12 protein-coding genes are annotated in these 12,959 nt (G+C 70.2%); 7 read left to right on the plus strand and 5 right to left on the minus strand.

Annotated features, from left to right (window positions below; all coding sequences use genetic code 11):
• The first annotated feature begins 1 nt into the window (after position 1).
• From ACZ5LB_RS05800 to ACZ5LB_RS05810, 3 genes are all read left to right on the plus strand, one after another.
• The gene (locus tag ACZ5LB_RS05800) at positions 2 to 502 is read left to right on the plus strand and encodes a hypothetical protein (RefSeq protein ID WP_464605219.1); all 501 of its coding nucleotides are present in this window, start codon (positions 2 to 4) and stop codon (positions 500 to 502) included.
• Positions 503 to 622: 120 nt separating this feature from the next.
• Positions 623 to 2,641 (plus strand): TonB-dependent receptor plug domain-containing protein, encoded by a 2,019-nt coding sequence (locus tag ACZ5LB_RS05805; protein ID WP_464605220.1) that lies wholly within the window; start codon positions 623 to 625, stop codon positions 2,639 to 2,641.
• A 13-nt stretch (positions 2,642 to 2,654) separates the two neighbouring features.
• Complete coding sequence (locus tag ACZ5LB_RS05810) at positions 2,655 to 3,722, plus strand: hypothetical protein (RefSeq protein WP_464605221.1); 1,068 nt, start codon at positions 2,655 to 2,657, stop codon at positions 3,720 to 3,722.
• A 63-nt stretch (positions 3,723 to 3,785) separates the two neighbouring features.
• Here the strand turns inward: ACZ5LB_RS05810 and ACZ5LB_RS05815 are convergent, their stop codons facing one another.
• Entirely contained in the window at positions 3,786 to 4,808 is a 1,023-nt protein-coding gene (locus tag ACZ5LB_RS05815; RefSeq protein WP_464605222.1) for a TlpA family protein disulfide reductase, read from the minus strand.
• Between the two features lie 10 nt (positions 4,809 to 4,818).
• A complete protein-coding gene (locus ACZ5LB_RS05820; RefSeq protein WP_464605223.1) occupies positions 4,819 to 6,309 on the minus strand; it encodes a glutamine synthetase family protein in 1,491 nt (496 codons plus the stop codon).
• Between the two features lie 163 nt (positions 6,310 to 6,472).
• Here ACZ5LB_RS05820 and ACZ5LB_RS05825 point away from each other — a divergent pair, with 163 nt between their 5' ends.
• The 4 genes from ACZ5LB_RS05825 to ACZ5LB_RS05840 are packed head-to-tail and all read left to right on the plus strand — an operon-like array spanning position 6,473 to position 10,477.
• A complete protein-coding gene (locus ACZ5LB_RS05825; RefSeq protein ID WP_464605224.1) occupies positions 6,473 to 6,850 on the plus strand; it encodes a NifB/NifX family molybdenum-iron cluster-binding protein in 378 nt (125 codons plus the stop codon).
• A gap of 22 nt (positions 6,851 to 6,872) precedes the next feature.
• Positions 6,873 to 7,340, plus strand: a complete 468-nt coding sequence (locus ACZ5LB_RS05830; RefSeq protein ID WP_464605225.1) for a PaaI family thioesterase — start codon at positions 6,873 to 6,875, stop codon at positions 7,338 to 7,340.
• 55 nt (positions 7,341 to 7,395) lie between these two features.
• A complete protein-coding gene (locus tag ACZ5LB_RS05835; protein WP_464605227.1) occupies positions 7,396 to 7,992 on the plus strand; it encodes a class I SAM-dependent DNA methyltransferase in 597 nt (198 codons plus the stop codon).
• 4 nt (positions 7,993 to 7,996) lie between these two features.
• Positions 7,997 to 10,477, plus strand: a complete 2,481-nt coding sequence (locus tag ACZ5LB_RS05840; RefSeq protein ID WP_464605229.1) for a hypothetical protein — start codon at positions 7,997 to 7,999, stop codon at positions 10,475 to 10,477.
• On the opposite strand, the gene ACZ5LB_RS05845 is transcribed toward ACZ5LB_RS05840, so the two are convergent.
• From ACZ5LB_RS05845 to ACZ5LB_RS05855, 3 genes are all read right to left on the minus strand, one after another.
• Positions 10,380 to 10,739, minus strand: a complete 360-nt coding sequence (locus ACZ5LB_RS05845; RefSeq protein ID WP_464605231.1) for an HNH endonuclease signature motif containing protein — start codon at positions 10,737 to 10,739, stop codon at positions 10,380 to 10,382. The genes ACZ5LB_RS05840 and ACZ5LB_RS05845 overlap by 98 nt on opposite strands.
• A gap of 103 nt (positions 10,740 to 10,842) precedes the next feature.
• Entirely contained in the window at positions 10,843 to 11,583 is a 741-nt protein-coding gene (locus ACZ5LB_RS05850) for a LytR/AlgR family response regulator transcription factor (RefSeq protein ID WP_464605233.1), read from the minus strand.
• Positions 11,584 to 11,587: 4 nt separating this feature from the next.
• On the minus strand, positions 11,588 to 12,610 hold the full coding sequence (locus ACZ5LB_RS05855) for a sensor histidine kinase (RefSeq protein WP_464605235.1): 1,023 nt from the start codon (positions 12,608 to 12,610) through the stop codon (positions 11,588 to 11,590).
• Positions 12,611 to 12,959: the final 349 nt, after the last annotated feature.

Consider the following 12,959-nt stretch of genomic DNA (forward strand, 5'->3'; position numbering starts at 1 on the left):
CGTGACGGCTGCGCTGCCCCTGGGCCTGGCGTTCGGCCTCGCCCTCCTCGTTGTCCTCCTCCGGCGGCGCCGCGCCCCCGCCCCGCACCGGGTGGCCTCGGGCGACATCCCCGAGATCCTCGCCCAGCTCCAGGTTTCCGCCCGGGAGGGGAACGCGGGCATCCTCACGATCCCCCAGGAGGGCGTCCCGGAGGGGGAGGGCGTCCGGCTCCGGTTCTCCATCGACCTCGGCGTGGTCGGCCTGGACTGGATTCCCCCGGGCCCGGGCGACGCGGAGGACCGGGACCGCATCGCGGAGATGGCCGCCGCCCTGGGCTATCACGTGGCGGTGGCCGACACGGAACCGGTGGGCCACCTGCGCATGACCGGGCCGGGCATCGCGGAACTGGGGATCGCCATCATCCGGGATTTCTACGGCATCGCCCCGGCCACGCGCATCGCCATGGTCACGGTGGGCTTCGCGTGGGATCCGGAGGCCCGCTGGAACCAGACGGGCATCTGAGACCGGCCTCCGCGGGCCGGCGTTGAAATGGGTGCTGGCATCGATATATCGGATGGGATATAACGAATCCATCCCCGATCGATCCGGCCGGTCCCGTTGACGATGCCCTGAGGAGTCCGAATGCACCGCTGTGCCCCATCACGCCTTGTCCTGGCCCTCGCTTGCTTGGGCGTCTCCGCCCTGGCGGCGGATCCGCCCCCCAAGGAGGCGCCAAGGCCCGCGCCCAAGGACGACGCCTTCAAGCTCGGGGAGGTGACGGTGGTCGTCACGGACAAGCAGGAGGCCCTGGAGACCGTCAACACCCGCATGGACGCCGAGCAGATCCGCGCGCTCAACCTGGACACCGTGGGCGCGGCCCTCACCGCCCTGCCCGGGGTGAGCCTCACCGTCAATTCCCGCAACGAGCAGATGCTCTACGTGCGCGGCAACGATTCCCGCCAGGTGCCGCTGTTCGTGGACGGGATCCCGGTGTACGTGCCCTACGACGGGGAGATGGACTACGGCCGGTTCACCACCGCCGACCTCGCGGAGATCCAGGTGGCCAAAGGCTACAGCTCGATCCTGTACGGGCCCAACACCCTGGGCGGCGCCATCAACCTGGTGACCCGGCGCCCCTCCCGGAGCTTCGAGGGGGACCTCACGGCGGGAATCGCCGACGGCGGGGGGCGGCGCGCGGCCTTCAATGCCGGCAGCCGCCAGGCCTCGTTCTACGTGCAGGCCGGAGCCTCCTGGCAGACCAGTGACCATTGGCGCCTATCCTCGCACTTCGCGCCCACGGTGCGCGAGGACGGGGGCTGGCGCGACAACGCCTTCTCCCGCGACACCAAGGCCTCCCTGAAGGTCGGCTGGACCCCCAACGCCACCGACGAGTACGTGGTGGCCTACCAGGGCCAGCGGGGCCGCAAGGGCAATCCGGTGGGCACGAATCCCCAGATCACGGCCAACTACTGGCAGTGGCCCACCTGGAACAAGGAAAGCGCCTCGCTTTCCACCCGCACGGCCCTGGGCGCGCAGAGCGACCTCAAGGTGCGGGCCTACTACGACACCTACGAGAACACCCTCGTGGCCTACACCGACGGCACCTATTCCACCGTCAACACCACCGGCAGCCTGAAACCCACGGGCAGGAGCCTCTACCGCGACTTCACCCACGGCGCCCTGGCGGAATTCCAGACCACCGCCGTGCCTTCCCACAGCCTCCGCGCGGTGCTGCAGACCAAGACGGACGTCCACCGCGACGGCACCGGGGCCATCCCCTCCACCAAAGGATGGACGCACTTCGAGGACCACTACCTGGCCGCCGGCGTGGAGGACAGCATCTCCCTGGCCCAGGCCTGGGACCTGTCCCTGGGCGGGGGGTGGGACCAGCTGCGCCCCGTGGCCTCGGGCGTGTGGAACCTGCCGCGGCCTCGGGCCTACTGGCACGGCCAGGCGGGGCTCTTCTGGAGGGCCGCGCCCGCGCTCCAGGTCTACGCCACCGTGGCCCAGAAGGAGCACTTCCCCACGCTCAAGGACCGCTACTCGCTGCGCCTGGGCACCTACGTGGACAACCCGGGCCTGGCCCCGGAACGCTCCCTCAACCTGGAGACCGGCGCCAAGCTGGCCCTGGGCGCCTGGCTCCGGGTGGAGGCCGCCCTTTTCCGCAGCACCATCCAGGACCTCATCCAGGGCATGCCGCTCCCCAGCGGCCTGATGCAGATGCAGAACATCGGCGAGGTGCGCCACACCGGCGGGGAACTCTCCGTGGGCTTCAGGCCTTCCGGCGCCTTCGAGGCGGGCCTGGGCTACACCTACCTGGACCGCAAGAACGTCACCAACCCCGCCGTCAAGCTCACCAGCACGCCCCGGAACCGCGTCTCGGGCCACGTGAAGGTGCAGGCCCTGCCGACGCTCCACATCCTGGCCTCGGTGCAGAGCCAGGACGCCCTCTGGGACACCTACGCGAACCTCGCCAAGCAGTCCGTGACCGCGCGGCTGGGCGGGTTCACCACCGCCAACCTCAGCGTGGGTTGGAAGGCCACCGCCGCCCTGCAGGTGGACGCGGGCTTCACCAACCTCATCGACCGCAACTACCAGCTCTCCACCGGCTACCCCATGCCCGGACGCATGGGGTTCGCCAACGCGCGCCTGCGCTTCTGAACCCGGAGGTTTCATGTTCAAGCCCCTGCTCCCGCTGCTCTGCGCCGCCCTGGGCGCCGCCGCCCCCCATGCCCTCAAGGTCCGCGGCTGCGTGGAGCGGGAAGGCGCGCTCGCGCCGGCCGCGACCCGGAACCTCCCGCGGTACCGGCGCCTCGTGAAGATCTCCCACGCGGACGGCTCCTACCGCTGCGCCCTGGAGGTGGACGGGTGGTCCCTGCGCGACGTGCTGGCCGCCTTCAAGCCCGCCAAGAAGCACGACGACGGCTTCGACCGCCCCCTGGACACCTTCATCGTCGTCACGGGCCGGGACGGCCGCAGGGCGCTCTTCTCCTGGAGCGAGGTGTTCCTGGCCGGGGACGGCGGCCCCCTCCTCGCGGAGAAGGCCCGGTTCATCCTGCCCCACCACCACGACCCCCTGGGCCGGAGCGCGGTGGATCCCATCGCCCTCCAGACCCCCGCGGCCCGGAACGCCCTCAAGCTGGAAAGCTGCGCCTCCTGCCACGGCCAGGGCAAGCTCCTCGGCCTCTCCATGCCCAAGGGGCTCTGTCTGGTGTTTCCCCAGGACGGGTTCGGCGGCCGGTTCGTGGAGGACGTCGCCGACGTGGAGATCCGCCAGGTGGGCCTTCCCGTCGTGGCCGACAAGCCCGCTGGAAAGAAGGCGCTGGTGGACGCGCCCGAGCTGGTGGGCCCGGACGGCGCCCGGGTGCGCCTGGACCGGGACCGCTTCCAGGCGGCCGCCGCCGCCCGCTACCGGGACGCGGCCTTCGGGGAGGGCATGGGCTACCACGGCCTGCGTGTTTCCACCGGGGCCGACCTGGGCTCCCTCCTGAAGCCGCTCCTCCCGGCGGGCACCGACCCCCGCTCCACCTGCGTCCTGGTCACCGCCGCGGACGGCTACCGCTCCGTCTATTCCGGCACCGAGGTCTTCGACGGCCGCGGCGCCATCCTGGCCGACCGGATCAACGGCGAGGCCCTGGGGGCCGGATCGGGGCGCTATCACGTGGTGCCCCGGGGGGACTTCTACATCGACCGGGATGTGCGCATCGTGAAGGAGATCCGGATCATCACCGCCTTCCGGTGAAGCCGCGGGCCTTCGCCAGCTACGGCACCGTCGTCGAAAGCCCGGGCGCGTGACCCCGGCCCCTCACTTCCCCAGGATCCGCTCCAGCGTCTTCTCCAGCTTGTCCCCGTGCAGGTCGCCGCCCGTGGCGGCGATGCGCCCGTCGGGTCCCACGAGCACGGGCTTGGGGATGCTGCGCACGCCGTAGGCCTCGCTGATGGGGTTCTTGAAGCCCTGGGGCAGGAAGGCGTGGGTCCAGGGCATGGAGGTGGCGGGGTTGGCCCGGTAGGGGGCGATGTGCTCCACCTTGCGGTCGAAGGAAAGGCTGAGGACGTTCAGGCCCTTGTCCTTGAAACGGGCATAGGCCTTCATGAGGTGGGGCATCCCGGCGCGGCAGTCGGGGCACCAGGTGGCCCAGAAATCCATGAGGACGAACTTGCCCTTGTAGGTGTCCAGGGTGATGGGCGTGCCTTCCAGGGAGGTCACGGCGAAGGCGGGGGCCGGGATGCCCACGGCGGTCTTCAGCTCGGCCTTGAGCCGGTCCTGGGCCTTGAGGGCCTCCACGGTGCCGGGGAAGTCCTTCTGGAGGGCGTCGTAGGACGGCTTCCAGTCGGCCTCGGCGCCGGTATCCACCATCACGGTGAAGTGCTCGAAGAGGAGGTTCCGGCGGGTGGGTCCATCGGGGTGGTGGGCCCGGGCTTCGGCGAGGTATCCGGCGGCGTCCCCGTGCGCCCAGCCGTCCAGGGCCGGCAGGAGGCCCTTGTCCAGGGTCCAGGCGGAGGCGGTGGGCGGGACCTCCTTGAGGGTCATGGCCAGCTGCTCGGCGGTGGGGGCCTGGCGGGCCAGGCGGAGGTAGTACAGCCGGGTCACCAGGAGGGCCTGGCGGACCGCAGGCTGGGTCTCGGTTCCCAGGCGGGCGGCGATCCCGGCCAGGTCCTTGGCCACGTCCGCCTTGAAATCAATGGAATTCCGGCCGGCCTCCACGTGGGCGGTCCGGGCCTTGGCCACCGCCTCGCCCTTGGCCCGGGCCTCCTTGAGGATGGCGTCGGCGTCGGCCGCCGCCAGGGGGAGACAGAGAACCGCGATGGGAAGGGCGCGCAGGATCATGGGAGGCTCCTCAGCCGCAGTGCAGGTGCAGGTTCACGAGGTCCTTGAGGGAATCCGCGTGCCCGAAGATCTTCTCGCTCATGTTGAGGTCGTCGAAGGCCTTGAGGCTGCGGATCTGGGCGTCGATGAGGCCGGCGGGGAAGACGCCGCCGTCCTCGTAGCGGGCCCGGTCGCGGGCCAGGCAGTCGGCGGATTCGAAGCAGGAGGCGGGCAGCTGCTTGAGGCCCTCCACCTTGGAGGCGTCGGCACGGACGTAGAGCTCCTCGGCCACCTTGAGGGCCTCGGGGTGCTCCAGGCCGAAACGCCCGGCCACGGCCATGCCGGCCAGGAGGTGGTGGGCGTTGGCGCTGCCGTCGGGGCTGCGCAGCTCCACGGTCTGGTTGTTCTCGAAGGCGCGCGTCCCGTTGACGGGCTCCTGGGGGTTGGCGGTGGTGAGCATCCGGTCGCCCACGCCCTGCCAGCCCAGGGGCACGCGCACCAGCACCGAGCGGTTGCGGTCGCCCCAGCAGATGCTGGTGGGGGCCTCCTGGTGGGGCACCAGGCGCAGGAAGGAGGTGGGCACCGTGTTGCCGAAGGCCGTGAGGGACTCGGCGCTGAGCAGGAAGCCGGCGATGACCTTGCGGGCCGTGTCCGTGAGGCCGTTCTCGTCGGCCATCTGGTTCTGCCCGTCCTTCATGAACCGGGTGTGCACGTGGAGTCCGCTGCCGGCCTGGCCCGCGATGATCTTGGGGGCGAAGCTCACTTCCAGGTTGTGCTTGTAGGCCACCTCGCGGATGGCCCACTTGGCCATGACGATCTGGTCCGCGGCCTGCTCGATGGGCACAGGGAGGAACTCGATCTCGTGCTGCACCATCTCCATGCCGTTGGCGAGGATGTTGCCCACCTCGGCGTGGCCGTACTTGATGCTGCCGCCCATCTCGCTGATGACCTGCATGGCCTCGCGGCGCACCAGGCCCCACTTGGAGAAGGGGTGGGACTCGTGGTAGCCCTTCTGCTCCACGATGGGGTAGATGGAGTCGACCTCGGAGAACAGGTAGTACTCCAGCTCGCCCAGGGCCTCCATGGTCAGGCCGGTGCGCTCCCGGAGGCTGCGCTGGGCCTTCTGGAGGATGTACTCCGGCGCGCTCTCCAGGGGGTCCCCGTGGTTGTCGAAGAAGCTGCACAGCAGGTCGATGGTGGGCACTTCGCTGAAGGGGTTCACGTAGGCGGTGCGGAAGCGGGGCACCACGTAGAGATCGCTGGAATCCGCCGACACGAAGGGGAAGAGGCTGGAGCCGTCCACGCGCTCGCCCATGCAGAGGATCTTCTCCAGGTGGGCCTTGCTGTTGATGACGAAGTTCAGCTTCTTCAGGCGCCCGTCCCCGGCCACATAGCGGAAGTTCAGCATGCGGATGTCGTTCTGCTCGATGAAGCGGACGATGTCCTGCTTGGTGAAATCCTCGGCCGGCTTCTGGAGGGCCTTGACGATCTTGTTGGGGTTCAGGGCGAGCTGGTCGTTCATGTCCGTGAGCCTTGAAGGGGTTGGCGGGATTGCCGGTCCGGGAATGCCAGGATAGGCCAGTAAACGCTTGGCCGCGCGGCGGTTCCTGTGATACCCATCACAGGGCCGGGGAGGCCTTGCGATATTTCGAGCATATGACCACCATGGTCCCAAGGAGTTCCCCATGCGCATCGCCATCCCCTCCAATGCCCCCGGCGGCCTCGATGCCGGCGTGCACGGCCACTTCGGCCACTGCGACCTCTACACCCTGGTGGACGTGGACGGCGGGGCCGTCACCCGGGTGGCCACGGTGCCCCCCGTCCCCCACGAACAGGGCGGCTGCCTCGCGGCCGTGGCCTTCCTCGCGGGCCAGGAAGTGGACTGCCTCATCGCCGGCGGGCTGGGAAAGCGCCCCCTCATGGGCTTCAACCAGGCCGGGATCGAGGTCTACCGGGGGGCCGGGGCGCCCACGGTGGGCGCGGCGGTGCAGGCCTTCCTGCGGGGCGACCTGGACGTATTTTCAGGCGAATTCACGTGCGGTGGGGGGAACCATCACCACTAGACTGGTTGGTTCAGGAGGCTCCATGCCCGAACCCGCCTTCCAGGACTACTACCCCGAGAACGTGTCGCACTGCTACGGCTGCGGCGCCCTGAACGCGCTGGGACTGCGCATCCGCACCCGCTGGGAGGGCGAGGAGTCCGTCACGCGGTTCACGCCCCGGCCCGAGCACACGGCGGTCCCGGGGTTCGTGTACGGGGGGCTCCTGGCCTCCCTGGTAGACTGCCACTCCACCGGGACGGCCGCGGCCGCCATGTACCGCCAGGAGGGCCGCGCCATGGACACGCTGCCCGCCTACCGCTTCGTCACCGCCTCCCTGCACGTGGACTACCTCGCGCCCACCCCCCTGGGGGTGGAACTGGAAGTGCGGGGGAAGGTCAAGCGGATCGAGGGGCGCAGGGTGGTGGTGGAGGCCACGGTTTCCGCGCTGGGCAAGGTGACCGCCCGGGGCGAGGTGGTGGCGGCGCAGATGCGGGAAGGGTTTGGACTTTAGGAAAGCTAGCCCGCCGGCCGGACCCGCGCCATTCTATAAGGTGTGCGGAGGAAGCATGTCGGACACCGAACGTTTCGATCAGGCGGCCAAGGACTGGGACCTGGAGGACCGGCGGGTGATCCTGGCCCGGGCGGTGGCCGCGGCGATCCGGGCGCGGGTGGCCATCTCCAAGGACGATTCGGTGCTGGATTTCGGGTGCGGGACGGGGCTGCTCACCCTGGAGCTGGCGCCCCTGGCCGGGTCCATGACGGGGGCCGACACGTCCCCGGGCATGCTGGAAGCCCTGGCGGCCAAGGCCCCGGTGGCGCGGATCCTCCTGGATCCTGAGAAGGACCCGGACCTGGGCGGGCCCCACAGCCTCATCGTCAGCAGCATGACCCTGCACCACATTCCCGACGTTCCCGCCCTGTTCCGGACCTTCGCGCGCCACCTGCGCCCCGGGGGCCGCGTGGCCCTGGCGGACCTGGACACCGAGGACGGGAGCTTCCACACCGACGCCCAGGGCGTGCACCACCTCGGGTTCGCGCGGGAGCAGGTGATCGCCTGGCTCCGGGAGGCGGGGTTCGGCGACGCGCGGGCGGAGACCGCGTGCACGACCCGCAAGGAGGGACGGGACTACTCCATCTTCCTCGCCCTCGGAACGAAGGACTGAAGCAATGAAAAGCATTCCATACCTGGCAACAGCGGCCCTCATCGCGGCCCCGGCCCCGGCCGCGCCCCTGGTGGAGGCCTTCCAGAAGGGGCCCATCGCCATCACCGCCCGGGTGGTCCGCGGCCAGGGCACGCCGGAGGCCTCCTCCCTGCCCCTCTTCCGGGTGCCGGTGCTGCAGTACCAGGACAGTCTGGAGCTGTCCTTTTCGGGGGAGGCCTTCGATCCGCGGGTGACGCGTGCCGACTGGTCCCTCATCGTGGTCTTCCTGCCCCGCACCGTGGCGCCCACGGACCAGGGGGTGGTGGACTTCCGCCTCAAGCGCAAGGGCGGGACCATGGCGGCGCCGGCCATCCCGGTTCCCTATGATTCCATCCCCATGATCTTCCTGGTGCCGGACAAGAACGGCCGCAAGAAGATCCTGGCCGACCTGAACGCCCACCTGGAGGCCTTCCGCACGCTGTGCGCGAAGATCGCCGACCTCTCCGGGGAGCGCGCCACGGCCGACAAGTTCATCGAGGACCTGGGCGCCATCGACAAGAACCTCACCCCGGCCCAGTACGACAACGCGGTGCTCGGCTTCCTCCACACCTACGGCGGCGCGGTGTCGGGGGACCTGCAGGCCTTCGTGGGCGGCAGCCGCACCAACCTGGAGAAGTTCCAGTTCCTCACCCAGCAGTTCCGCAAGACCAACATCCTGGTGCCCGAGGCCGCCGCCGCCACGCCAGTGGAGGCGCAGATCACCGCGGGCTCGCGGCCCTCCTCGGCCTACGTCTCGATCTTCTTCGACCTGGCCGCCATCATCAAGAACCTGTGGCCGGGGCACCAGTTCAACTACCTGCCGGCCCTGGCGCGCAACTTCCAGGACGACGGCGCCGAGCTGTACTACAGCGACTGGATCCAGACCGCCGGCGCCACCCGCAGCGCCCTTCTGTGCTGCCCGGGCAACTGGGAGGCCAAGACCCCGCCCCCCTTCTCCCTGGAGCTGGCCCCGGGCGAGTCCCTGCTCAAGGACCAGGCCGAACTGAAGGTGGTCGCCAAGGAGAAGGGGCGCACCCCCTTCGCGCTGTACGGCCAGGACTGGAAGCTCGTGGTGGCCGGCCTTCCGCCCCTGGGGCTCGCCCCCAGCCCCGCCAAGATGAGCTTCGTGGCCTCCTGCGCGCCGCTGCGGGAACCGCTGGGCAAGCTGCCTGCGCCCGCCGTGAAGGTCAAGGTGGTGGGGCGCTGGGGCTTCACCAGCATCGCCACCGATCCCCTGGAGGTGCCCGTGGCCTGCGACCCGACCTGGGCGCCCACGGCCCCGGAGCGGGCCCGGTTCCAGGTGGGCGGGGCCTGCACGTTCAAGCTGCCCGCGGCCTGGGCGGGGATCGTGGAGAAGGTCGTGTTCAGGCCCGCGGGCGCGCCCCCGGTGGCGGCCCAGCTCAAGGACATCCCCGGCGGGGCCCGGGAGGCCGTGTTCCAGACCGTGCCCGCCCAGGCCGGGGCCGGAACCCTGGAGATCACCGCGGCGGGCCGGCCCCCGCTGACCCTGCCCCTGACGCTCCTGGAGGCGCCGCCCCAGCCCGCGGGCTTCGAGGCCCGCCTGGGCGAGACGCGGATCCTCCTCAAGGGCCGCCGCCTGGAAGCCATCCGCGCCGTGGAACTGGCCGGGCGCACCTACATCCCCGACGGCGAGGCCGCGGAGGGCCGCTGGTTCAAGGCGGAGGACGGCAAGCCCCTGGAGGGCGCCGTGGGCCGCACCCTGCCCGCGTCCCTGACCCTGGCTTCCGGCAAGGCCCCCGCGGGCCCCGCGGCCCTGCAGCCGGCCCGCCCCCGGGTGGGGGACCTGCGCGTGATCCCCATGGACGTGAAGGGCGCCGGGCTGCCGGTGACCGCCTCCCAGCCCATCGCGCCCACGGGCGGCCCCAGCCTCGTGAGCCTCCTGGCCGTCAAGGGCTACCGCTTCCCCCCCGACGGAACCCTGCGGGCGGCCCTGCGCAACGCCGGCGACGCGGGCGTGGTGCGGGTGGTCCCCGCCGCCCGGATCCGCATGATGGGCAACAACCAGAAGGCCACCTTCGTGCTGAACCCCACCGAGCTCCTGGGGGGCCGGGCCGCGGGCCGGCTGGAACTGCAGGTGCTGGACGACGCCGCGGGCGCCAGCGACTGGATCCCCTTCCCCGTCACCTTCCTGGACCTTCCCACCATCACGTCCGTGCAGGCCGCGCCGCCGGGGCTGCGCCTGGCCGGGCCCTCCCTGGACCAGCTGGAGGCCGTGGCCGCGCGTCCGGAGGGCCCGTGGGAGCCCGCCTCGGTGCGCATCGAGGAGGGACGGGAAACCCTGAAGGTGGCTTCGCCCCCGGAGGGCAACGCTTGCTACCTGAAGGTCTTCGGCTGGCCCGACCTGGTCCTCACCCTGAAGTTCCCGCCCCTGAAGGCTCCGGAGCCGCCAGCTGCCGCCGCTCCGGAATCAGGCACGACCACACCGGCCAGTCATCCCCCTTGCTGAGGTTGTTCTGCCATTGGAGGGGCTGCAGGTTCTCCGGGGCATCGGTGCCCCCCAGGGCCACGGGGCGGATGTGGTCCACCTGCCAGCCACAGCCGCCCGCCATGATCTCGCCGTACTTCACCCAGTGGATCCAGGCGCCGCAGGCGTCCTTGCGGAAGTAGTCCGGGTTCCACCCCGGCACGGGGACACCCCGGTTCCAGGCCGCCTTGATCTGGTCGCCGGTGAAGGAATCGCCGCTGGCTTGGGTTCCAGGGAATCTCAAGGGTCCTCCAGGGCACACGGGCCGGCCCCATCCTGAGTCCGGTTCGCCGGAAAAGGCCCGAAAAAGGATGAACGGTCGAAAACGGGGGATGAACGGTTTTAGGTCAGACCGGGGACAGCCGGCTCCGGAGCACCTTGGCCATGGCCCGGCTGACGATCAGCTTGGTGCGCTGGGCGAGCCTCACCTCCAGCCGCCCCCCGATGAGGTCCTTGATGCCGATGACCGCCTCGGGCCTCAGCAGCAGGTTCCGCTGGATGCGCACCATGCCCGCGGCCGGGAAGGCCTGCTCCACCTCGCGAAGGGTCGCCCAGGTGGTCTCGTGGCGCTTGGTGAGGGAGTGGGCCCACACCCGTTCCTCGGTGTACTCGAAATGGGTGACGAACTTCAGGTCCAGCAGGACCGTGCCGAACCCCGCCACGACGGGCACCCGCTCCAGGGGCGGGAGGATGGCGTGCCATTCGGCGGTGGTGAGGCGGTGGACCTTGCGTTCCCGCACCCGCTGGAGGGTCCGGGCGAGGCGGTCCTCGTACACCGGCTTGAGCAGGTAGTCCACGGCGGCGGCCTCAAAGGCCTGGATGGCGTAGTCGGCGTGGGCCGTCACGAAGACCGTGAGCGGCGGGTTGCGCAGCTCGGCCAGCGCTTCCAGGCCCGTGAGGCCGGGCATCTGGATGTCCAGGAAGAGCACGTCCACGGAGGCGTCCTGGTTGAGGGCCATCCACTCCAGGAGACCGGCGCCGTCCTCCAGGGAGGCCAGCAGCCGACAACCCGCTTCGCCCAGGAGGCGCGCCAGTCGCTCCAATGCGAGCGGTTCATCATCGGCAATGACGACGTTCAACGGGTCCATGCCCTCAGTGTAGCAAGACGCCGGACAGCCGAATCGTGGCCAGGGTTCCGCCTTCCCGGGGCCCGATGGTGAAGGTGGTGTCGCCGCCGAAGTGCAGCGCCAGGCGCGCCTCCAGGTTCCGCAGGCCGACGCCGCCGCCGGGCTTGTCCAGGTACGGCGCGCCGGTATTCCACACTTCGAGCTTGAGGTCGCGGCCTTCCCGGCCCACCCGCACGACCAGATCCCCGCCTCCCCGGTTGGGCGAAATGCCGTGCTTGATGGCGTTCTCCACCAGCGGCTGGATCAGGAGGGGCGGCACTTGATGGGCGTCCAGGCTGGCGTCCCAGTCCCACTGGAGGCGGAGCCGCACCCCCAGGCGCAGGCCTTCGATGAAGAGGTAGTCCTCCACCAGGGCGCGTTCCTCCCCCAGGGAGAAGGTGGGCGCCTCGGACGCCCGGAGGATCCGGCGCAGGAGGTCCGCCAGGTGCTTGACGCTCTGCTCGGCCGTGGGTGGATCCTTGTGGATGAGCTCCGCCAGGCCGTTGAGGGCGTTGAAAAGCACATGGGGGTGCAGCTGGCTCTGGAGGAGCCGCGTGCGGGCGATGTTCGCTTCTGCGACCATGGCTTCCTTTTCATCCAATGCGTTGGCCCTGGCGGCCACCAGTCCGCCGGCGGCCGCCATGGCGGGCGCCACGACGAGGAGATAGGACATCAGGACCCCCGACGCATTCGGGCTCGGCATCCCGGCCTTGCTGCGCAACCACAGGTCCAGGGCGACGATGAGGATGCTGGAGGCTTCGGCCCCCGCCAAGGCCAGCGCCAGCTTCTGGACGAAGGCCAGCGCCCCGCTTCCCTTGGCCCGGATCCGCCACGCGGGGGGCACCACCAGGACGACCGTGAGCACGTGGAGCCCGGGGCCGAGGATGGCGGCCACGTGGATCCAGAGGCTCCCGAGGACGCCGAGCCGGTGGTACGCCCTGAACGCGACGGCGCTGAAGACCAGCCAGATGCTGAGGATGACCCAGGTCTTGAGGTGGAGCGCGCGCATCCACCCTTCGATCCTCCCGGGGGATCCTGCGCGGGACGGATCCCCATCACCAAGGCGTGGTCCAGATGGTCGTGACACTGGGGGCGGTGGCTTCATGGGCTCCTGTCCGGGCACCGGGCGAACCGGCGAGCACAGCGCCGTCCCTGCGTGATGGTGAAGCGAGAACGTGGAGGGTTTCCTTGCGAAGGACGAGCTTGGACGTCATGGCCTTCTCCTGGAAGGTGCCACAGGGCACGGCAACCGTTTTACGAGATGGCCTTGTTAATTCCCCAGAATATCCCCAAACGGTCCCAAACCGCCCCCGAACCGTTCATCCCCCAAAAACGACCGTTCAGGGAAATTCCCAGGG

The organism is Mesoterricola sp. MK458, assembly GCF_055384935.1.